The organism is Blastocatellia bacterium (genome assembly GCA_035573895.1).
Lineage (GTDB): Bacteria > Acidobacteriota > Blastocatellia > HR10 > HR10 > DATLZR01.
Genome location: DATLZR010000158.1, coordinates 14,285 through 37,192, shown reverse-complemented (window position 1 = coordinate 37,192; position 22,908 = coordinate 14,285). Strand labels below are relative to the sequence as shown.

General features: G+C 58.5%; 11 protein-coding genes and 1 tRNA gene. 8 read left to right on the top strand and 4 right to left on the bottom strand.

Features of this window, described 5'->3' with window-relative positions; translation table 11 throughout:
* Both VNM72_13685 and VNM72_13680 read left to right on the top strand, forming a co-directional pair.
* Positions 1-2,934, top strand: a 2,934-nt coding sequence (locus VNM72_13685) for a PDZ domain-containing protein (GenBank protein ID HXF06448.1), incomplete at its 5' end; no start/stop codon positions are given.
* 138 nt (positions 2,935-3,072) lie between these two features.
* Positions 3,073-5,091 (top strand): S9 family peptidase, encoded by a 2,019-nt coding sequence (locus VNM72_13680; GenBank protein ID HXF06447.1) that lies wholly within the window; start codon positions 3,073-3,075, stop codon positions 5,089-5,091.
* A 120-nt stretch (positions 5,092-5,211) separates the two neighbouring features.
* Here VNM72_13680 and VNM72_13675 read toward each other — a convergent pair whose 3' ends face one another.
* Positions 5,212-5,763 carry a hypothetical protein gene (locus VNM72_13675; GenBank protein ID HXF06446.1) on the bottom strand — a complete coding sequence of 184 codons (552 nt, stop codon included), beginning with the start codon at positions 5,761-5,763 and terminating at the stop codon, positions 5,212-5,214.
* Between the two features lie 227 nt (positions 5,764-5,990).
* Between VNM72_13675 and VNM72_13670 the strand changes: the two genes are divergently transcribed.
* A complete protein-coding gene (locus VNM72_13670) occupies positions 5,991-9,887 on the top strand; it encodes a carboxypeptidase-like regulatory domain-containing protein (protein HXF06445.1) in 3,897 nt (1,298 codons plus the stop codon).
* Between the two features lie 397 nt (positions 9,888-10,284).
* On the opposite strand, the gene VNM72_13665 is transcribed toward VNM72_13670, so the two are convergent.
* Positions 10,285-10,370 (bottom strand) — tRNA-Ser (locus VNM72_13665).
* Positions 10,371-10,691: 321 nt separating this feature from the next.
* Between VNM72_13665 and VNM72_13660 the strand changes: the two genes are divergently transcribed.
* The 5 genes from VNM72_13660 (at position 10,692) to VNM72_13640 (ending at position 18,611) form a co-directional block, all read left to right on the top strand.
* The gene (locus VNM72_13660; GenBank protein ID HXF06444.1) at positions 10,692-11,318 is read left to right on the top strand and encodes a sigma-70 family RNA polymerase sigma factor; all 627 of its coding nucleotides are present in this window, start codon (positions 10,692-10,694) and stop codon (positions 11,316-11,318) included.
* 85 nt (positions 11,319-11,403) lie between these two features.
* Entirely contained in the window at positions 11,404-12,087 is a 684-nt protein-coding gene (locus VNM72_13655) for a hypothetical protein (protein HXF06443.1), read from the top strand.
* Between the two features lie 2 nt (positions 12,088-12,089).
* Positions 12,090-14,969, top strand: a complete 2,880-nt coding sequence (locus tag VNM72_13650; GenBank protein HXF06442.1) for a CHAT domain-containing protein — start codon at positions 12,090-12,092, stop codon at positions 14,967-14,969.
* A 50-nt stretch (positions 14,970-15,019) separates the two neighbouring features.
* Positions 15,020-16,261 carry a S8 family serine peptidase gene (locus VNM72_13645; GenBank protein HXF06441.1) on the top strand — a complete coding sequence of 414 codons (1,242 nt, stop codon included), beginning with the start codon at positions 15,020-15,022 and terminating at the stop codon, positions 16,259-16,261.
* A 127-nt stretch (positions 16,262-16,388) separates the two neighbouring features.
* A complete protein-coding gene (locus VNM72_13640) occupies positions 16,389-18,611 on the top strand; it encodes an ATP-binding protein (GenBank protein ID HXF06440.1) in 2,223 nt (740 codons plus the stop codon).
* Positions 18,612-18,727: 116 nt separating this feature from the next.
* Here VNM72_13640 and VNM72_13635 read toward each other — a convergent pair whose 3' ends face one another.
* The gene (locus tag VNM72_13635; GenBank protein ID HXF06439.1) at positions 18,728-20,836 is read right to left on the bottom strand and encodes a S9 family peptidase; all 2,109 of its coding nucleotides are present in this window, start codon (positions 20,834-20,836) and stop codon (positions 18,728-18,730) included.
* 253 nt (positions 20,837-21,089) lie between these two features.
* Entirely contained in the window at positions 21,090-22,901 is a 1,812-nt protein-coding gene (locus tag VNM72_13630) for a serine hydrolase (GenBank protein HXF06438.1), read from the bottom strand.
* Positions 22,902-22,908: the final 7 nt, after the last annotated feature.

Sequence of the window (22,908 nt, the reverse complement as noted above, 5' to 3'; positions counted from 1 at the left end):
TTCACCTCGAACCGATCGAGTTTCTCGCCGCGCTTTAACCGATTGTTCACTATCTCGGTGGATGGGGGATTCCCCAAGGAGATTCCCCTGCCGATGGGATATGAAGCCTCTTACTCGCCGGACGGGAGACGACTCGCCTATGTACCGCTGCCACGCGATCCCTTTCCGGGACAGGGTCTCGTTCAAGCCTGGAAGCGGTATCGGGGAGGATTGGCCACACCGATCTGGATCGCCACACTCTCGGATTCGAGCATCGAGAAGATTCCCCGCCAAAACTCGAACGATTTCAATCCGATGTGGATCGGCGACAAAATCTACTTCCTCTCTGATCGGGAGGGGCCGGTGACCCTCTTTGTCTATGACACGCGGACCAAGCGAGTCAGCCGCGTGATCGAAAATCGCGGTTTCGACCTGAAGTCGGCCAGTGCGGGCCCTGGAGCAATCGTCTACGAGCAGTTCGGATCGTTGCATCTTTACGATCTGGCATCAGGCAAGACGCGCCCTCTGCGCGTGCGCATCGCTGGCGATGTGCTCACCGTGCGTCCACGCTACGAGCGGGTCTCGGATCGGATTGTGCGCGGACGACTCTCGCCCTCAGGCGTTCGGGCCGTGTTTGAAGCCCGAGGAGAGATTCTCACCGTTCCGGCGGAGAAAGGGGACGTTCGCAATCTCACCAATACGCCTGGCGTGGCCGAGCGCGATCCGGCCTGGTCGCCCGACGGTCAATGGATTGCCTACTTCTCCGATGAGTCGGGCGAATATGCCTTGCATCTCCGCCCGCAGAGCGGAATGGGGGAGGTCAAGAAAATTCCCCTGGGCACACCCCCCTCGTTTTTCTATGCTCCCACCTGGTCGCCTGATAGCAAGAAAATTGCCTACACCGATAAGCGGCTGACGCTCTGGTACGTGGACATTGAGAAAGCCACGCCGGTGAAGGTGGATACAAATACCTACGAGAATCCCTGGCGGGTTCTGGATCCGGCCTGGTCGCCCGATAGCCGCTGGATTGTTTATACCAAACAGCTGGACAATCGGTTGTGCGCCGTCATGGTCTACTCGCTGGAGACGGGCGAGCGTCATCAACTCACTGATGGAATGAGTGACGCGCGCTTTGCTGTCTTCGATGCCAGTGGCAAATACATTTTCTTCACGGCCAGCACCGATGTCGGCCCGGCGACCGGCTGGCTCGATATGTCGAGTTTTAATCGTCCGGTCACCCGTAGCGTCTATCTGATCGTGTTGCGGAAGGACCTGCCCTCTCCACTCGCTCCCGAAAGCGATGAGGAGAAAACACCGGAGGCGAAGAAAGCGGAACCGGCGGCTTCTTCGTCAAAAGAGGCGATCACTGTGACGATTGATTTCGACAACATCGGCCAGCGGATTTTAGCCCTGCCGATTCCCGCCCGCAATTATGTCAGCCTGAGAGCGGGGAAGGCGGGGACGCTCTTTCTGCTGGAGGCTCCTCAGCGGCTCACCCCGCTCGCCGATACGGCAGCGTTGACGCTCTACAGTTTCACGCTGGAGAAGCGAAAGGTGGATAAGGTCCTCGAGGGGATCACGGCCTTCGACCTTTCCCACAACGGGGAGAAAATGCTCTATAAGCAAGGGGATCGCTGGTTCATCGCCGCCATCGCACAGCCGGTGAAGCCGGGGGAAGGAGCCCTCCGAACCGATGAGATGGAAGTCCTCGTTGATCCCCGCGCCGAGTGGCGGCAGATGTATCGCGAGGTCTGGCGCATCCAGCGCGATTTCTTCTACGATCCTGGCTTTCACGGTCTTGATCTCCAAGCGGCGGAGGAGAAATATAAACCCTTCCTCGATGCCGTCGCGCACCGGACGGATCTCACCTACCTGTTTGCTGAGATGCTCGGCGAACTCTCAGTCGGTCATCTCTTCGTTGGAGGGGGAGATTTACCACCGGTGAAGCGCGTGAAGGTGGGACTTCTCGGCGCCGATTACACCATCGAAAACGGACGGTATCGCTTCGCCCGCATCTACAGCGGGGAGAACTGGAACCCACAGCTTCGTGCGCCGCTCACCCAACCGGGAGTCAATGTGCAGGTGGGCGAGTATCTGCTGGCGGTCAATGGACGTGAGTTGCGCGCGACGGACAATATCTACAGCTTCTTTGAAGCGACCGCGGGACGAGCGGTCGTCCTTCGCGTCGGCCCTGATCCCACGGGAGCAAATTCCCGCGAGGTCACGGTCGTGCCCGTCGAAAGTGAGACCGGTCTCCGCGCCCTCGCCTGGATCGAGGCCAACCGTCGTCGCGTCGAAGAGTTGAGCGGAGGACGGGTGGCCTATATCTATCTGCCCGATACAGCCGTCGGCGGCTACACGAATTTCAATCGCTACTACTTCGCTCAGATTCACAAGGAGGGAGCTGTCATTGACGAGCGGTTCAACGGCGGGGGTACGGCTGCCGATTACATCATTGACTACTTGCGGCGACCGTTGATGAATTACTGGGTGACGCGCGAGGGGAAAATCTTCACCACGCCCGCCACTGCCATCTTCGGTCCCAAGGCGATGATCATCAACGAATATGCCGGTTCGGGAGGTGATCTCATGCCCTGGCTCTTCCGGCGAGCCGGTCTGGGACCGCTCATCGGCAAGCGGACGTGGGGCGGGCTGGTGGGCATCTACGACTATCCCCAATTGATAGATGGCGGAATGGTGACCGCTCCCCGCGTGGCCTTCTTCAGCCCGGATGGTGTCTGGGACGTCGAAAATCATGGGGTCGCTCCCGATATTGAAGTCGAACTGGACCCGAAGGCCTGGCGCGAAGGCCGCGATCCTCAACTGGAGAAGGCGGTCGAAGTCGTGATGGACGCGCTCAGGAAGACACCCTTGCCGCGCCCGAAACTGCCCGCCTACCCAAACTATCATGGAGGGAATTCGCGCGTGGGCTCGGTCACGGCAACGAAGAAATAAACCGCCCTGGAAGCGGAAGCATTCGATGCGAAACTCCGTGCAGGCGCGATGACCTGCTCTATATCAGCATGTCGCGGGGCGTTCCCGTCCGTTAGGAGCGGACGGGACGCTCCCGTACGACATCCCCAAGGAGGAGCTATGAGAAGAGCGATTCTTTCTCTCGTCACGATCATCGTGGTGGTCAGCAGCAATCTCACTCTCCTGGCCGCACAGCAAAAGCTGCGCGTGCTTGACAAAGAAACTTTCCTCGAGATGGAAAGCGTGGGAAATCCGGAAATATCCCCGGACGGACGACAGATCGTCTTCACCCGTACCTGGGTGGACAAGTTGAAGGATCAGTACCGGAGTAACCTCTGGATCGTAGATGTAGAAGGGACGCGGGTGCGCCAGTTGACCGAGGGGTTGTGGCGGGACAGCAATCCCGTCTGGTCGCCCGACGGCAAGCGGGTGGCGTTTCTGTCCGACCGGTCCGGATCCACGCAGATTCACGTGCTCTGGGTGGAGACGCGCGAAGTCACACAGCTCACGCACCTGCAGCGGCCGCCGAGTAATCTCCGCTGGTCGCCTGACGGAAAGTTCATCGCGTTCACCCAGATGGTGCCGGACGAGGACCCCATCCTTCCCATTCGTTTGCCCGAACGTCCGCGGGGTGCGGAATGGGCGCGACCCGCCGTGGTCGTGGACCGCCTCAGTTGGGCGCGCGACGGCCAGGGCTTCATTCCCAAAGGCTACACCCATGTGTTCGTCATTGACGCGACGCTCGGCGGCACGCCCAAACAGATCACCTCGGGCAAGTACAATCACAGTAACCCCGAATGGTCCGCCGACGGGAAAACCCTCTACGTTTCCGCCATTCGCAAGCCCGATGCCGAATACCTTCGAGGGGATAGCGAAATCTACGCTGTGGATCTGCGCACGCTTGAGATCAAAGCTCTGACGGACCGAAAAGGGCCCGATGGAAATCCTCGCGTCTCGCCCAACGGCGAGTGGATTGCCTACACCGGGTACGATCACAAAAACTACACCTACCACCTGTCGAATCTCTACCTCATGGATAAAAACGGTGGGTCGAAACGGGCCTGGGCGGAGGGGTTGAACAACTCACCGGGAGACATCACCTGGGCCCCCGATAGCTCGGGCGTCTACTTCACGGTGGGCGAGCGAGGCGTTACAACCGTCTATTTTGCTCCCGTCAGCGGGCCTATGCGGAAGGTCCTCGAGGGCGTGCACACGCTCAGCTCTCTCTCGGTGGCGAAGAACGGTCAGGTCGCCGCCATTCGCTCGACGTTCAAAGAACCGCCGCATCTGGTGACGTTCAATCTGCGAGGAGAAAACAACCTGAAGAAGCTCGTGGATGTCAATGAGGACGTGCTCGGGGACATCACTCTGGGTGAGGCCGAAGAGCTGTGGGCAACATCTCCCGATGGCTGGAAGATTCAGGGATGGCTCATCCGCCCGCCGGACTTCGATCCGAACAAGAAATATCCGATGGTCCTCTGGATTCACGGTGGTCCCTGGTCCATGTACTCGGTGGCCTTCAACTGGGCGTTCCAGAACTTTGCCGCCAATGGCTACGTCGTGCTTTATACCAATCCGCGCGGCAGCACTGGCTACGGACAGCAGTTCGTCAACGGAATTCAGTACTCGTATCCGGGCAAAGACTATGACGATCTCATGGCAGCGGTGGACGCAGCCATTGCCAAAGGATATATTGACGAGAAAAATCTCTTCGTCTGTGGAGGGAGTGGAGGCGGTGTGCTTACGGCCTGGATCGTCGGTCATACCGATCGGTTTGCGGCGGCCGTCTCCATGCGACCGGTGATCAACTGGCACTCGTTCGTCGGCACAACTGACGGCGCGAGCTGGTACGACCAGTTCCAGAAATTCCCCTGGGAAGATCCGATGGAATATGCCGTGCGCTCACCGCTCCATTACGTGGCCAACGTCAAAACGCCGACCATGATCATGACCGGGGAAGCCGATCTGCGCACGCCCATCGGACAGAGCGAGGAGTTCTATCGGGCTCTGAAAATGCTCAAGAAAGAGACGCTTCTCGTGCGCATGCCCGAGGAATACCACGGCTGGCGGAGACCCACACACCAGCTCGCTCAACAGCTCTACCTCCTGGCTTGGTTCGAGAAATATCGGCGAAAGTAATATCCCTGCAGGGACGAGATGAGCCCGGCCGCGCACACCACTCTTGTGCGCGGCCGGGATCTATCCGAGCATTCGCGGTCAACGCCGTATGTCTACTGGCGCGGGCCACGCCCTGACGCTTTATTCCAAAGGTTCAAGGTGAAGGGGCAGGAACTTCCCCTGCATCGGCTTGGAGATGTTAATTGCTCCGTTGACCCGGTCCAGGGGAACGACCACCAATACCGATGAGCCTGGTTCGGGATCAGGCGAGACGGTGATCGTCACGCGTCCGGGATCGTTGATTCGCCGAGCATCCTCCTCCGAGGCGTAGGCGATGAGATAATCGTCCCCCTGCGGGCACTTGTGGACTTCAAAGGTCAAATATTTTTTCGTGCGAAAGAGCGGCCCATCCCACTGCGTCGGAGTATAGGTGAAGCCGTAAACACCTGGCGGAAGGCGATCCATGCCAGTGCCTTCCTCCTCAGGGGTTACCAGGCGGACCCCATGCCGGAGACGTAATTGCTCTCGCTCCGGACTCAACTCCGGAGCGGTTTGCGCATTCTCCTTTGTCGGGGAATCCGCCGTTTTCTCGGTCAATGAAGTAACGAAAAAGAGCCGTGTCAGTGAACGGAGTTTAGCGAGGAATCCTCGAGCGGGATCGGGCCGACTAACATCCGCCGTCACTGCGCTCATAGCCATCTCCTCCCTCAATTATGAGCTAAGGGGCTTATAGAATAACCAAGTCGGAGAGGAAGCTTCAAGCTGTGTAGGCCCGCTCCTCCGTGACCCTCACCATGGCATCGTGCAACATTTTCCACAGCCTGTTGCACACCGCCGGGACCACTGGATTCTTGACACCCGATGGCCTGTTGATATACTGGCCGCTGTCAGCCCATTCACTAGGCAAGGAGGTGAAGCTTATGCAGCGCGGTGTACGAACATTTCGCTTAATTGGTGGGGCATGCCTCGTGGTGCTTCTCGGCGTTGCTTCGCTGCGAGGGCAGACGGCGACGACGGCCACTGTCACCGGCGTGGTGGCGGATCAGGCCGGCGCCGTCATTCCTGGAGCCGAAGTGACAGCCACTTTGATTTCGACGGGTCGCAGCGTGACGACTCAAACCAATGAAAGCGGTCAGTACATCTTTCCCACGCTCACGCCCGGCGTTTACAAGCTGACGGTAAGCGCCAAGGGATTTCGTCAGGCGGTCATCCCGGAGCTGAAAGTGGACGTGGCGAAGAGCTACTCGGTCAATTTCACGCTCGAGGTCGGCGAGATCGCCGAGACGGTGGAAGTGACAGCCGCTGCGGGAGTAGAGTTGCAAACGCTCGATTCCACCGTGGGCAACGTGATTAAAGGGGAGACGCTGCTACGCCTGCCCAATCCCAATCGCAATGCGGTATCAGTCTATCTGCTTCAGCCGATGACGATGCCCTATCGAGGAGTTGGCGTCAATGATAACGTGGGCGGTCAGGTGGCCGGCGCGCGCAGCGATCAAAACACCTTTATCCTTGATGGCGCGGACGTCACCGATAACACGGTGGGGACCCACCCGGTGAAACCGCTCAATAGCGGCGTCGAGCCGATCATTCCCGTCCCCATTGAGAGCGTCGAGGAGTTTCGCGTGGGTACGACCAATCCCAACGCGACGTTCGGGCGGAGTTCCGGTGGACAGATCATCTTTGTGACCAAACGTGGAACCAACGAGTTTCACGGATCCGCCTACTGGTATCACCAAAATGATGCGCTCAATGCGGCGACCTGGACCAACAAGCGCTCGCTCGGGTTGACGGAAACGGATCCCGAGCGACGACACAAAATCCAGGAGCCCGAGTTGAAGGACAATCGTTTCGGCTTCTCGGCGGGCGGACCGATCTGGAAGAACCGAACCTTCATCTTCGGTAACTACGAAGGGCGCCGGTTCCCCCAGACGGCCAACATCACCCGAATTGTTCCAACCGATACGTTGCGGGCGGGGATTCTTCGCTTCCGCGATGCCAGCGGTAACGTCGTCAGCTACGATCTGAAGACCTCGCGGTTGTGCGGTCCCTCGAACTCTGATCCCTGTGACCCGCGCGGCATCGGCATCAATCCGGTCGTGAAGCGACTGTGGGATTTCCTCCCCGCCGGAAATGATGCCTCGCTCGGCGATGGACTCAACACGATCGGCTTTCGTGGCACAGCCGATGCTTCGATCAATAACGATTTCGCCGTCGTTCGACTCGATCACAACTTCAGCGATCGGTGGCGATTTGACGGAAGCTATCGCTACTTCCGCCAGGAGTCGGCTTCCCCAACGCAGCTCGACATCGGCGGTTTGTTGCAAGGTAATACCAAGGGCGTGCCGGCCTCGCTCGCCAAAGTTCCGGTGGAACCGCGCTACGTTGTGGGGGGATTGACCGGCCAGATCACACCTCGTCTGACCAACGAATTTCGCTTCTCCTACCAGCGGAATTTCTGGTGGTTGACGCGCGTGACGCCGTTCCCGCAGGTTCAGGGGACGAACGTGGCAATCCAGGTCGCCGGTGATCCTCAGTTCGGCGGCATCGTGTCGCAGCCCATTGATGTCCACACGCAACTGGCGCGCACGCAGGGGGTCAACGATCACGTCTGGCAATGGGTGGATAATGCCACCTGGATCAAAGGTTCACACACCATGCAATTCGGGACTTCGATCCGCCGGCTGAGCCTCTTCCACCTGCGCAACGATAAGGTCGTCGGATCGCTTTCGTCCCTGGTGGCGGAACTGGATGTTGCCGGCGCCGTGACGATCCCTCCGCAGAACCGCCCGCCGGATTGCACGGCGACCGTGCGCACCAACTGCCTGCAGGCGGGCGATGTCAGCCGGTGGAATCGGCTGCTCGCGGGCACGCTCGGGATCATTGATAACGTGGGCGTCATGATCGTGCGCGATGGCTCGCTTCGGCCCAAACCCATCGGAACGGCCCTCGAAGTGGACGCGACGATTAACGCCTACGAATTTTACTACAGCGACATCTGGCGCATCCGACCTTCGCTCACCATCACGTTGGGAGCCAGCTACCAGTGGCAAACTCCACCGGTGGAGAAAGAAGGTCGTCAGACGTTCATGATCGAGAAAGCGTCTGGTTCGATCATTACCTCCAGTCAGTATCTCGAAGCGCGACGGCGAGCGGCGCTGGCCGGCGACATCTTCAATCCCGATCTCGCCTTTCAGCCGATCCGCAACGCGACCCGCGACCGCATCTTCGACGTGGATCGCACGAACTTCGGTCCCCGTCTGGCCATCGCCTGGAATCCCTCGTTTGACAGCGGGCTGGCCGGCCGCTTGTTCGGTCAGCGAAAAACGGTCTTCCGGGGCGGTTATGCCGTTCTCTTCGACCGCTTGAATACGGTCCAGACGGTGGTCATTCCTCTGCTCGGTGTCGGATTTGCCCAGACGATTAATTGTCGGGGTCCGGTCATCGGCGGTCAGTGCGCCAACAATAACAATCCGACCAATGGCTTCCGCATCGGTGTGGACGGTCCGGCTCCAATTCCCTCAATTCCTCCGGCAGCGCCTCCGGTAGTGCCGGGAAGTCCCTTTGGCGAGTTGCTCTCGTTCCAGGTTGATCCCGACATCAAGGTCGGTCGCTCGCACAGCATTGACTTCACCATTCAGAGGGAACTGCCCGCCAATATGATTCTGGAGGTCGGGTACGCGGGCCGGCTCGGTCGCAATCTCAACCAGAACGTCCAACTGAGCGCAGTTCCTTATTTCATGCGGGACAAGACTTCGGGCCAGACGTTCGCTCAGGCGTTCGATGCCGTCGCCGCTCAACTTCGCGCCGGGGTCGCGCCGAGTGCTGTCACGCCGCAACCCTGGTTCGAGAACCAGCTCGGTCCTGGAGGTACTGTGAACGTCGCCACTGCTCGAACGGCAGCGTTCCGCGATGGATTGCTCAATGATCTCTGGACGCTCATTCAGTTCAGCCGTCCTGGTGGGCCGATCACCAATCTCCAGGTGCTCGACCTGTGGATTCGCACCGACGGGGGACGTTCCAATTACCACTCGTTCTTTGCCACTCTGCGAAAGCGGTTCTCGCACAACCTCACGTTCGACGTCAACTACACATTGTCCAAGACGCTCGATCAAGCGGGGCTGATCCAGAATTTCATCGGGACGTTCTCCTCCGCCTATGATCCCGATATTGACTACGGTCCGGCCTTCTTCGACCGTCGTCATGTGCTGAACGTCCTCTGGTTTTATGACCTGCCTTTCGGACGCGGCCAGCGGTGGAACACGGGATCGTGGTTCGATAAGGTCATTGGCGGATGGTACGTGTCGGGAATTTACACGGCTAATAGCGGCCTGCCCCTGACGGTGCGACAGAGTAACCAGGTCTGGGGCGGTGATCCGCTCAACTTTTCGGTAGCTGCGGGCGCTATCCCCACCCGTAAGATTGATGAGGCCAACGATGTGAAACGCGGTGTGGCGGGCTCCAACGGCATCGGTACTGCCGGCGATCCGAAAGCTCGTGGGACGGGGTTGAATCTCTTCTCCAATCCTGAGGCGGTGTTCAACAGCTTTCGCAAGATTCGCATTAGCGAGGATGGTCGGCAGGGTCGTGGCGTGCTGCGAGGACTGCCGCGCTGGAACGCCGACATCTCCGTGGGGAAGAAGACGGCCATCACCGAGAGCGTGCGCCTTGTCTTCACCTTCGATATGCTGAACGCCTTCAACCACCTGGAGCTAGCTGATCCGACGCTCGATCTACAAAACCCGACGGCGTTCGGAGTCCTCAACACCCAGTTCAATCAGCCGCGCTTTATCCAGTTCGGCTTCCGAGTGGAGTGGTAGTCGTGGTCCTGTAATCGCCGATGACCGAGACCGGTCATCGGCGATTACCTCCGGCAGCGAACAATCGAAATTGTGATGCGGGAGTTCTGTCATCTACTATACGCTCGAATGTCACGGGGTTCACGGATTGACACCGTTTTTCCGATCGTCTCTATCGTACCCTTTTCCAATCGTTCTTTTGTCGCGTGGGCCATGTGAGTGAGCCCTTCCTGAAATGACCACAGATGCACAACGGATGATCGGCGATCGCCTCCTCCTGCCGTATCTATCCCGTATGGCGAGAATTCAGCGCTCCACGGCGGCAGCCCGGACTTCCTGAATGAACTCTCCCGACAGGGAAGCCTCCCAGGGATCCTAAGCGCGCGGGGGAATAATCTTTCCACTCAATCTCACCGAATGGCGGAGGGTGAGGGACTCGAACCCACAAGGGCTTTCGCCCGCCGGTTTTCAAGACCGGTGCCTTACCAATTAGGCTAACCCTCCGCGCTCACGTCGCTGTCAGTATAAAGAACATGGCTTCTCTTCTTCAAGCGATGGAGATCGGCTTTCCGTCGTCATCGGCGAAAGCGACGTCGGCCCGGGAGTATCCTTGTGAGTCTGCACGCGGAAGACAAGCCAGCGGGCTGGAGGTGAGGACTTATTCGAAAAATCTCTCAGAAAACACTCCATCTTTCCGACGAGAATACTCCAGAAGGCGGATGCCTTTGCCATGGCCACGCGGTTATAATCAACCAGATGGGAGCGAAGGAGTAGAAAGTGGGGTCAACCCGCCTGGTGGAGCGTCGCGTGTCAGTGAGATCATTTATGGCGAATCGAACGAGTGAAGGTCTCGACCTCTATCTGGCCGATCTCTCGCACACCACGGGTTATCACCAGGAATCAGATCGCGCTTTAATCAAGAGATGCTTGAAAGGTGACGCCGACGCCTGGGAAGCTTTGCTCGACCGCTATGGGAGTCTCATCTATTCCATTGCGTGGCGGGCGAACCTTCCTCCAGAAGATGTAGCTGATGTCTTCCAGTCGGTCTGCCTGGTCCTGCTGCAGGATCTGGAGAATCTGCGCGATGAATCCAAACTGAGTTCCTGGTTGACGACGGTGACGCTGCGGCAGTGTTATCGGGTGCGGCGGAGACAATCGGCTCCGGTTGTCAGCCTGGATCAGGTTGAGGAAGAAGTCGCTGAGCTGCCCGATGAACAACTCCTTCCCGATGAAGTCATCGAGCGAATGGAGCGGGAGCATCTGGTCCGGCGAGCACTCTCCATGATGCAGGAGCCGTGCCGTCGGCTCCTCACATACCTCTTTTATGAGAAAGAGTTCTGGTCTTACGAGGAGATTGCTCGGGAGCTGGGATTATCGGTCTCGACTATCGGCCCCAAGCGGGGGCGTTGCTTGAGGAAACTCCTGCGAATCCTAACGGAACTGGGTTTTTAATCATTCTGGGGGAATTTTTCCTGGTGGGTAGCTGCACCATTAAATTGGAAAGCAGGTTAGTCGTTCAATGCGAGGAGGCGGCATCATGTGTCCGACGGTGGAAGAGCTTTTAGCCTTCGCCCAGCAAAACGACGATGAGAGGGCGACCTGGCCTGACCCTCTCTCACGGTCGTTTGAGGAGATTCGCAGACATCTGGAAGCGGGGTGTGAAAGCTGTCGCCATCGCTTGACCCAGATTCGGAAGCTCCTTTCGGCAGTTTGGGATCCCTGTCTTATTGACCCTCCAATCTGGTTGCGGCGTCAGGCACAAGCCCTGTATCGGCACCATCGGCAGTTGCAGCCATCGGCCGAGGAACGGGCCACGCTGGCCGTGCTCGTTGTGGATAGCTTTGCGGAGGGGCGGCTTCTGGGCTTACGAGGTACCTGGCCGATGTCTCGACAGTTCCTCTATCGGGCGGGCGACTACGATGTTGACCTGTCGGTGGACTATATTGAAGCCAAGGATGCCGTTGACATCATCGGCCAATCCATGCCCATCACCAATGACCTTCGGTCGGTCGCCCATGCGACCGTCGAGCTGGTGAAGGCTTCGACACTGGCCCATATCACGCAGGCCAATGTCTTCGGCGAGTTCATTCTCGATGGCGTGCAGGAAGGGGTCTACGATCTGAGGATTCGATTGAAGGATCAGGCCATCTACATCCCCGACCTTCCGGCGATTGTTCGATCTTTCGGGCAGAAAACGACCCGCGAGGGGCGCGAGAGTTGATCATGGAACAGTTTGCTTCACCGATGGCATGGACCGAGGGGGAATTTTCACAGCAGCTTTTGCGGCTCTCGGGAGTGGAGGAGTTCAACCGGCTTCTGCGGTATCGGCGAGGGCCGATAAGCGCCTCGGTCATTCAACGCCTCAAGGAGGAAGTGGCTCGTCTGATCCGGGCGGACCTGCATCGAGCAGTTGCCCTGGCGGAGATCGCTCAAGCAGCCGCCCGGTTTTGTGATGATCCTTTAGGCCTGGCTCAGGCGCATCATGCTTGTGCGCTGGCCATGCACTTTACCGGCCGCTACCCCGAAGCGGTTGAGTTTTACGAGCAGGCCGAGCGGATCTATGAGGAAGCGGGACGTGAAGTGGATGCGGCCCGCATTGCCCGTGCGAAGGTAGACGCCCTGATGTATCTGGGTCGCTATGAGGAAGCCCTGGAGGTTGCCGCCCGCGCCCGCGAAGTCTTTCATCGTCACGGCGAGGAGATTCTCCTGGCGCAACTTGAACTCAACGTCGGCAATATTTATCACCGGCAAGACCGCTACCGAGAGGCTCTGGACTATTACCGGCGCGCGGAGGCGACGTTTGCCGCTCACGAGGATGAGTTCGGGCTGGCTCACGCCCGCTTCAGCATGGCCAATCAGTACACGCAGCTCAACGAATTTGAAAAGGCCCTGGCGCTTTACGCACAGGCGCGGCAGGGCTACGAGCGCCTGGACATGCCACAGCTTGTCAACCAGACCGACTACAGCATTGCCTGGTTGTACTTCCTCCGCGGGCGCTTTCAGGAAAGTTTGAAGTTGTTCACCTCGGTGCGAGCGCGGGCGCTGGAGCTTGGGGATACACTTCTCGATGCCCTGTGCGATCTTGATATGGCCGAGGTCTATCTTCAACTTAACACCTATGAGGACGCGCTCGAATCCGCCCGATTGGCGGCGGAAAAATTCTCCGAGATGCGGATGACCTATGAGCGCGCCAAGGCCCAGATGTACATGGGGATTGCGTACACGCATCTGAACAACTTCCGGGCAGCCGAACAAGCTCTTCAGGAAGCCCGGCGCGGCTTCCTCGCCGAAGGCAATGATGTCTATACGGCGCTGACCGATATCTATCTGAGCGATCTGCTCACGCACTGGCATGAGTGGGATCAGGCGCTGCGGTTATGCGCTGAAGCGCGCCGGCTCTTCGGAGAACAGAATCTGTCGGCCAAAGCCGCTTATGCCGAATTGCAACTGGCGCGGTTGAAATTCTTCCTGGGTGATCTGGACGAAGCGGGAACCCTCTGTCAGTCGGCCCTTCAACTGATCGGCGATGCCGAGGTCCCCTGGCTCAAGTATCAGTGCTTGCATCTGCTCGGCCATTCGATGCAAAAGGCCGGTCAGGAGCAACAGGCCTATCATCATTACCGGCAGGCGATCACCTATCTGGAGTCCCTGCGCTCGAGCATCCGTTTGGATGAGTACAAGTGTTCGTTTCTCAAGGACAAGTTGCGCGTCTACGAGGATCTGGTCGAGCTGTGTTTGCGCGCGGGAACCCAAGCGAAGGTAGAAGAAGCCTTCACCTATGTGGAAGCGGCAAAATCGCGGTCGCTCGTCGAACTGCTGGCGATGAATCGCACCATTCCCGGCAAAGTCAAGGACCCGTCGGTCGAGCGCCTCTATCGCCAGTGGAATCGCCTCCGCGAAGAGCTGGATTGGTATTACAACCGGATGAACCATTATGAGAGCCGGGCGCAACAGCGTCCCGCCTGGCTTGGCATGCATCTGCATGAGGAGGTACGCCAGCGGGAGAAACAACTGGCCCGCCTGGCACGCCGCCTCTCTTTGGAAGATGCTGAGTATGCTTTGCTTCATACGGCACCTCAGTTTGATGCCCGTGAGGTCCGCCAGTGCCTGGCCCCGGATGAAGTTCTCATCGAGTACTTTTCAGTTGACGGAAGAGTTAAGGCTTTCAGCCTCAGCCGCGAGGAGATTCACGTTTTCAATGACATCACCAGCTTGCATGTCATCACGCCCTTACTCCGGCGGTTGAAGTTTTACCTGGACAAGTTTACTCTCAGCGAAAGCTACATCCGCGCTCATCAGGAGAACGTCGAGTTTCTCACTCGTCGCTATCTGCAAAAGCTGCATGAAGCCCTCGTTCAACCTATTGCCCCGGTGCTGGCGGGAAAGAAGATTATTTTTGTTCCCCATGATTTCCTGCACTATGTCCCCTTCCACGCCCTCCATGATGGTGAGCGCTATTTGATCGAACAGTATGAGATTTCCTATTGCCCCAGCGCCAGCGTCTACAAACTCTGTTCGGATAAAGCGCGCACGCAGCGCGTGGGGACGGAAATTCTCATCGTTGGCGTCCCTGACGAAAACGCCCCTTTCATCGAGGAGGAAGTGGCGGCGGTGAAATCACTGTGGGAAGAGGCACAAGTTCTGCGCGGCCCCGAGGCGACGCTGGAGAAAGTGCGACACTGCGCCTCTCGATGTCGCCTCGTTCATCTGGCTGCTCATGGAGTCTTTCGCCGGGATAATCCCATGTTCTCTGCCTTGAAGGTCGGTGATGGGTGGCTGAATTTCTATGATATTTTCACCCTCAACCTCCAGGCGGAGCTTGTCACCCTGAGCGCATGCGAGACGGGAATGAACGAGGTCTTCCCGGGAGATGAGCTCTTCGGGTTGATGCGTGGATTCCTCTACGCCGGTGCTCCGTCACTTGTTGTCAGCTTGTGGATGGTGAACGATCGTTCGACGGCGGAACTCATGCGGGAGTTTTACGCCGGATTGAAAGGGGGGCTTTCGAAGCGGGCAGCTCTGCGACAGGCTCAACTGGCGGTCAAGGGTCAGTACCATCACCCTTATTTTTGGGCACCATTTATCCTCATGGGAGCATCTTAATGGCGACGCCTCCAAACAGAACGACAACTGCGAGAAGGAGGAGTTTTCATATGAAAAGGAGAGGGAAGAGTAGAGTCGTGATGGTCGTCGGAGGCTCGATCCTCATGCTCTTTCTTGCCGGAGCACCCATGCTGGTTCCCTCCGAAGGAACGACATCGGGGGATCAGCTCGTGGCTCACGCGCAGCGTCAGCGAGGCGGGGGAGAGGTGATCTGCCAGCTCAGGCCGGGTCGGAGTGCGTTGACCGTTGCGCGACGACATAACCTGCAACTCATCGGCGATCTGGAGGATGATTTCTATGTCTTCTCCTACACCTCACCCGCAACTGCCTGGCAGGTAATCAACCAACTGCGGGCCGACGGGGACGTGCGGTCCGCCGAACCCAACTACTGGGTGAGAGTGCCGGAAGTAGAACAACGCAGTGTCGCGTTTGTTGATCAACGCAGCGTAGCTTTTGTTGATGGCTTGTCCCCGACGGATTACTTCGGGCAGTACGCGGTTACCCTCATTCGGGCGGAGGAGGCACAGGCTATTGCTCAAGGAGAAGGCGTCACAGTCGCCGTCATAGATACCGGCATTGATGCCGGTCATCCGGCCATCGCGGCACGACGGCTGGTCAGGGGCTTCGACTTCGTTGATAAGGATCGGAACCCGGCAGAAGTGCCCGGCGGGATGGCCTACGGGCATGGGACGATGGTCGCTGGCATTGTTGGTCTCATCGCTCCGCGTGCCCGATTGATGCCGATTCGGGCCTTCGACCCAGACGGGATCGGGAAGATCTCCGAGGTGGCAACGGCGATCCGGTACGCCGTCCGCGCGGGAGCCGATGTGATCAACATGAGCTTCGGTATCCCCGGTTCCTCCGGACCTGAAGTCCTGCGGGCGGCCGTTGACTATGCTGCTCGACACGGCGTCATTCTCGTCGCCTCAGCCGGCAATGACAGCACGAGTTCTCCTGAGTATCCGGCTTCGGACGACGATGTTTTGGCCGTTGCTGCAACGGACAGCGGTGATGTCAAGGCCCCCTTCTCCAATTACGGCAGCCATATTGACGTCTCTGCCCCCGGCGTCTCCATCTACAGCGCCTTTCCCGGTGGGCGCTTTGGCTGGGGCAGCGGTACATCCTACGCGGCGGCTTTCGTCAGCGGCGAAGCAGCTCTGGTGATCTCAGCCGGGCGGTGGAACGTCCGCTGGGCCATCCTCCGAAGCGCCGTCAATATTGACCGTCTTAATCCCGGCTATGCCGGACTCCTCGGACGGGGCCGCATTGATGTCCTCGGAGCCGTCCGCTAATCGAGAATTTTTGCAATGGACGTGTATTAAATTCGCTCGGCCGCTCATCCATCCAAGTAGGAGGAGAAGAGGACAGGGAGAGCAGGGGAGACCCCAGGGGGGACTCTCTCCCGCAAAGGGATGACCTATGATGTGGCAAGATCGGATGCAAGAGAATGTCGCTTCGACTCAGACGCACGAGCGGATCCTCCAGTGGAGTCGCCGCATCGTCGAACATAGCCGACAACTGGCTGCCCTTAACTCCATCGCCTCATCGGTCAGTCAGTCTCTCGATTTTCAGGAAACGCTCGAGAGCGCCATCTCGCAAGTCCTCCATCTGATGGAGTGTGATGCGGGGATGATTTTCCTCACCGATGTTTTTACGGGGGATTTGACTCTGAAGGCGTCTGCGGGAATTTCACCGGCCACGGTATCGCAGATCGAACGCATTAATCCCGGCGACACCTGTATCGGCCGGGTGATGCAGACAGGAGAACCGGCTGTCGGCGAAATACCCACCGGAGATGGTCATCCGCTCAGCCGATCCTTGCGGCGCGAGGGATACTGGTTTTTCGCCGCCATCCCTCTTCGGTCGAAGGGTCGCACCCTGGGAGTCCTGCTCATAGTTCACCCTCACCCCAAACAGGTTGATGCTGATGCCCGGCAGTTCCTCACCGCCGCGGGCGATATCATCGGTGTGGCCATTGAAAATGCCGCCTTATATCGAGATGTCGCCGAACTCCTCAACGAAACCCGTCATCAAGCGGAAAAGCTCCGCGAGTCTGAGCGTCAGTTCCGGACACTCATTGATAGTGCCAACGATGCCGTCGCCATCGTTCAGGACGGACGGTTCCAATATCTCAATCCCTTCGGATTGGCCTTGTTCGGCTACACGGCGGAGGAAATACGCCACCTCTGCTTCCTTGATCTGGTTCATCCTCGTGATCGGGAAACGGTTGCTCGTCACCACCTGTGGAGATCTCCTCAGGGGATGACTGCTCCGCTAGATATCATGATGGTGCGCAAAGACGGGACGGCGATCCCCGTCAACCTGAACGCCTGCGCCATTGACTACTGGCGAAAACCGGCTGTTCTGATCATCGTTCGGGATATGACGGAGTCACACCGGCTCCGGCAGCAGATCCTTCACACCGAGAAGATGGCTGCCCTCGGGCAGCTCATTTCGGGGATCGCTCACGAGTTGAATAACCCGCTGACCACTGTCATCGGCTACAGCGAGTTGTTGTGCCAGCAGTCCCATCCGCCAGAAGAGTTGCTGGAAGAAGGACTCACGGCCATCCACGAAGCAGCTCGACGGGCCAGTCAGATTGTCCGCAACTTGCTCGCCTTCGCTCGCCAGCATCCAGTGGAGAGATCCCCCGTCAACATCAACGAGCTGATGGAGCGCACCCTGGCCCTGCGCTCCTACGAACTGAAGGTGAATAACATTGAGATCGTCACTGACTTCGACCCGCAATTGCCTCTCATCGTCGCTGATGGAGCGCAACTTCAGCAGGTTTTCCTCAACCTCATCATTAACGCGGAACAGGCCATGCAGGCGCATGGTGGCGGCCATCTATTCGTTCGCACGCGGGTGAAGGCTCTTCGACCGGAGCACGACTGCAAGTCCCTCACGGGTGAAGTCTCGCCGGCCTCACAGCCTTCCAACGGCCAACGACCGGCGTCCGCCGATCTGCCATCGCACACAAATACCCTGGTTGAAATCATCGTGGCGGACGACGGACCGGGAATTCCGCCAGATCTTCTCCATCGTATTTTCGAGCCCTTCTTCACCACCAAGCCGGTCGGTCAGGGAACGGGCCTGGGCTTGTCCATCTCCCATAGCATCATCGAGCAGCATGGCGGAAGAATCTCCGCCGGAAACCGCTCCGAGGGAGGAGCGGAGTTCGTCATCGAGCTTCCCCTCGTTACGGAACTCAATGAACACCCTTCATCGGAACCGGACGAGGTTCAGTCTCTTCCGCCGACTGCGCCCAAACAGATTCTCGTCATTGACGATGAACCGAGCATCGTCCGACTTCTCCAGACTATCGCCGCGAGCGAAGGTCACTCGGTTGAAACGGCCACCGATGGCCGCGCAGCTTTGGCCAAACTCAGGAGCCGGGTCTACGACTTAATCTTCTGCGACGTCAAGATGCCGCTGGTCAATGGCCAGCAGCTTTACCAGGAACTGAAGCGATTCAATGGGACATTGGCTAAGAAAATCGTCTTCATCACCGGCGATGTGATCAGTACGGATACACGCGCCTTTTTGCAGCAGACTGGAAGTCGCTTCCTGGAGAAGCCCTTCCACCAGCAGGATGTCGTGCGACTGATGCGAACGCTTCTCGCACAACAGGAATCTTCCTGAAGCCCAGCCAGGTTGAGCCTCCACTTCTCTGACAGTGCGTGAGCTTCATATCACTCCTCCTGGGTCGGGAGCCAGTTCGGGCCCCCGACCTTCGCCGAGGGTTCACTCCCCATCGGTCACCGTGAGGTGGTGTTTGCTTCGACAACGCCTGAGGGTTTCCGGTGCCGATCGAACCACCCGATGATGTGGAGGATTTTTGAGATGTGGTGACTGGGTCGCTGCGAAATCCCGTGCGGCTCGTCCGGAACACGCACGAGAACGCTCTCCACACCGAGCAGCTTGAGCGCCGCATAGTATTGCTCCGACTCCGACATCGGCGTGCGATAATCGGCCTCGCCCGTGAGAATCATCGTCGGCGTCCTGACGTTCTTCACCACCGACAAAAGAGATCGCTTCTCGTAGTGCTCGACGTGGTCCCAGGGGAAACCGGGGAACCAGTATTTCACCGTCCAGGGGATGTCGGTCGTGAGAACGAAACTGTACCAGTTGATCACCGGATAAACCGTGACAGCAGCGCGAAATCGCGTCGTACGCCCGATCATCCAGCAGGTCAGCACGCCACCGCCGCTGCCGCCGGTCACGAAAAGCTGATCGGGATCAATGTACCCTTTGGCCACCATGGCGTCCACGCCGGAATTGAGATCGTAAAAATCATCGCCGGGATAGGCGTGATGGATGAGGTTGCCGAACTCTTCACCATAGCTCGTGCTCCCTCGCGGGTTCGTATAAAGCACGACGTAGCCGCTGGCAGCCATCAGTTGCTTCTCCAGATCGAATCGGTCGCCATAGTTGGCGAAGGGTCCGCCATGAATCTCCAGGATGAGGGGATACTTCTTGGTGGGATCGAAATCGGGCGGCGTTATGATCCATCCCTGAATCCGCCGACCGTCCTTGGATGATGTGTACCAAATTTCTTCCACCCGTCCGAGCTTCCGGGTGGCGAAGAGATCCTCGTTAACGGCGGTGAGGATGCGCGGGGTCGGATCGGTGATGCTCGCCACTGCGATGTCACCGGGGATATAGGGCGTCTTATAGGTGAAGGCGAAGGTCCCATTCCGGGCCAGGGTGAACGCTCCCCCTCCGCTGTAGGCGCTCATCCCGCTGCCGACGTTGTTCACGAGTCGCCGGATTTTCCCGTCCAGGCTGGCAACGTACAGACCGGTATTCCCCTGATCGTCCGAGAGGAAGTAGATGGCGCTTCCGTCCGGCGCCCAGCGGGGGCTGGCCACATCCCGATCCAGCGATGCCGAAATGACGCGCGAGCCACTCCCATCACGGTTCATCACGTAGAGCTTGGTCACCTGGTAGCCTTGATAACGATCATCATAGCCCACATACGCGATCAGTCGTCCATCGGGCGAAATGGCCGGCGAGCCGTCGGGTCCTTTACGGGTGGTCAGCGCCCGTACCGATCCGTCAGTCACCGAGAATTCGTAGATGTCGGTGTTGCGAGCTTCCACCTCGTAGTCCTCGTGGCGATTGGCCGATATGATGAGGAATTTGCCATCGGGCGTCCACACCGCCTCACTGGCATTGAAGCCGATGCCCCCGTGATGAAATTTCCCGCTGGAAATTTGACGCGGCGTGCCGCCGTCAGCCGGAACGACGAACAGATGCGTGTATCCCGGCTTGAGATAGCCGATGCCATTGAACCGATAAACGAGCTTATCAATCACACGGGCCGGCTCGGCCCACCGTGCTCCTTCGGGCGGCGTGGGAAGCTTGGCAATTGTCGGCGGCGGTTCGGGAACATGCATGGCGAAGGAAATCCACTTGCCGTCAGGTGACCAGGCGATGCCACTTGGGGGTGACGTCACATTCGTGACCTTGGCCGTCTGTCCCGTGTCCATCCACCGGCGATAGATCTGCGGCGAGCCGTCGCGATTCGAGATGTAGATGATCTGCGTCCCATCGGGAGACCATCGCGGCGACGTGTCGTTGTAATTGCCCGTCGTCAATGGACGATGGTCTGTCCCATCCACATTAATGATCCAGAGGTTCGAGTAGCGACGGTCCGTCATGACATCACTGAACTGGCGAACGTAGACGATGCGCTTTCCGTCGGGCGAAATTTGCGGATCGCTCGCCAGCTCCAACTGAAAAACATCCATAGCCGTCAGGCGATTGGCCGCTGCCGACGGCGATTGAGCCAAACCGAGAGCCGTGCCCATCAGGGCGCAGCAGACGAGTGCGACCACGACCTTTACTGTGAGTTTCTTTCCCATCGTTCACCTCCTCCGAAAGTGTGGTGCGGACTTTCGCACCTACGCCGTTTGTAGTGCAGGCCATCCCGCGTGCGCCGCTTCGCGAACTCGAAAGTCTGCGCTACATCGGCGCCGACAGTGTAGCACAAACCTTCGTGCCTTCCCCTGCCGGACGAGGGGGTGATCCGGCGGGGAGCCAAATGGGAAATCGGTCCCTGTTCACCGGCAGTTGATCCTCACGTCGCAGCGGGGAGATTCTCAGCCGACCATTCGCTCAGCTCTTCGGTCGGAACGTTACCCTCGGACCCGGTCCCTGTTCGAGAGTCAGGCTTTTGACCTTTCCCTCCGCTAGATCGAACTGGATGAAGAAACCGGGCGGCGCCCCTTGAATCTGAAAGCGCGTGGGGGCGACGGGCACGAGCGTGTACACGGGCTGGCCCGGCACGACCGCTTTGAGCCGGCCGCCAACAAGTTCGATGCTGATCTCTAGAGGCGGAGCGTCAAGGGCATAGCGTCCGACAAATCGCTGGAGATCAGTTTCAGTCAGGGTGATTGCAGGGACGGCCTCGGCCTTCTCCGCCGTTCGTTTGAAAATAACATCGCTCATGCCGGGAAGCGCAGCCGTCACCTCTTCCGCTTTGCCCCGGGGATTGAGCCGAAACGTCACGAGCGTTTTCCCAAATAGAGGGTCTCGCCAGCGCGCCTGGAATGTATCGTAGTGCCAGTGCTCGAGATCGGCGACCCGCCCGCTGCCGAATCGAAGGGTGAGTTTTCCCGCCTCCGTCTCCACTTTCATCTCCCCGTACATCTCATTGGTGTAGGTTCCGGCATACTGCTCCAGCGCGAGCGAGGGCTTTGTTCCGGACACCCGGCTCTCTTCAATCTTCTTCTCGGCTTCTCGTTGCTCGGCCATAAAGGCCTTGAATGTTTTGAGAAGTTCGGCGCTCCAATCCTTCTCTCCCCCACCAAAGTAGAGGTCGAAGATCCGATACATGAGCGCATAGGGCAAGAACGTTCCATTGAGATTGGTGAGAATGACAAGTCCCAATCGCTCCTCCGGCACGAGCGCCACGAGCGCACTCATGCCATCAATGTTACCCCCGTGCTGAACGATTTTGCGACCGCGATAGTCGTGAAGGAACCAGCCCAGACCGTAATCGAGGAAGTGCGCTTCCGGCGTGCCCAGTGAGAACGGGGGCTCATAGGGGATGATGGTATGGGATTTTTGCATCTCCTTCACCACGCCGGAACTGAGCAGGCGCTCCTTTCCCGCGCGCCCCTCGTTCAGATGGAGGCGCACCCATTGGGCCATATCCACGACGGTGGAATTGATGGAACCGGCCGGCGCGATGTTATCAATATTGCGCCAGGGAACGGCTCGCACCACATCGTCAATTTTGGCGTGCGGCGTGGCGACATCGCTGAATTTCTTCAGTTCGGTGATGCTCGTCGTACTCTCCCTCATGCCGAGCGGTGTGAAGATGCGCTCGCGGATGAATTCATCCCAGCTCTTGCCGGTGACGGCGGGAATGATCTGGCCGGCTGCCAGGTACATGATGTTCTGGTAGCCGAATCGGCTGCGAAAGCTCCAGCTCGGTTTGAGGAAGCGCACGCGACGGAGAATTTCCTCCCGGCTGTAGTCGGATCCGTACCAGAGCATTTCCGCGCGGTCGAGCCCGCTCCGATGGCACAGAAGATCCCGCACGGTCAATTCGCGGGTAGCATAGGGGTCGAAGAGTTGAAATCCTTTCAGGTGAGTTGTGACGGGATCATCCCAGGAGATTTTTCCCTCATCCACCAGCATTCCGAGCGCGGCGGCCGTGAATGCCTTGGAGGCGGAGCCAATGGCGAAGATCGTGTGTTCCGTGACCGGCTCCGGCCGGCCCAGGGTGCGCACGCCGTACCCTTTGGCATAAACGAGAGCATCATCTTTGACGATGGCGAGGGCCAGACCGGGGACCTCCCACTCTCGCATCGCGCGCGTGATGTACTCGTCCAGGCTCTGGAATGAGGGTTGCTGTCCGGCCACGACGCACGATGTTATAAGGACAGCAAGAAGTGCTCGAATCCATAGTCGCTGTTTCATAGTTGCA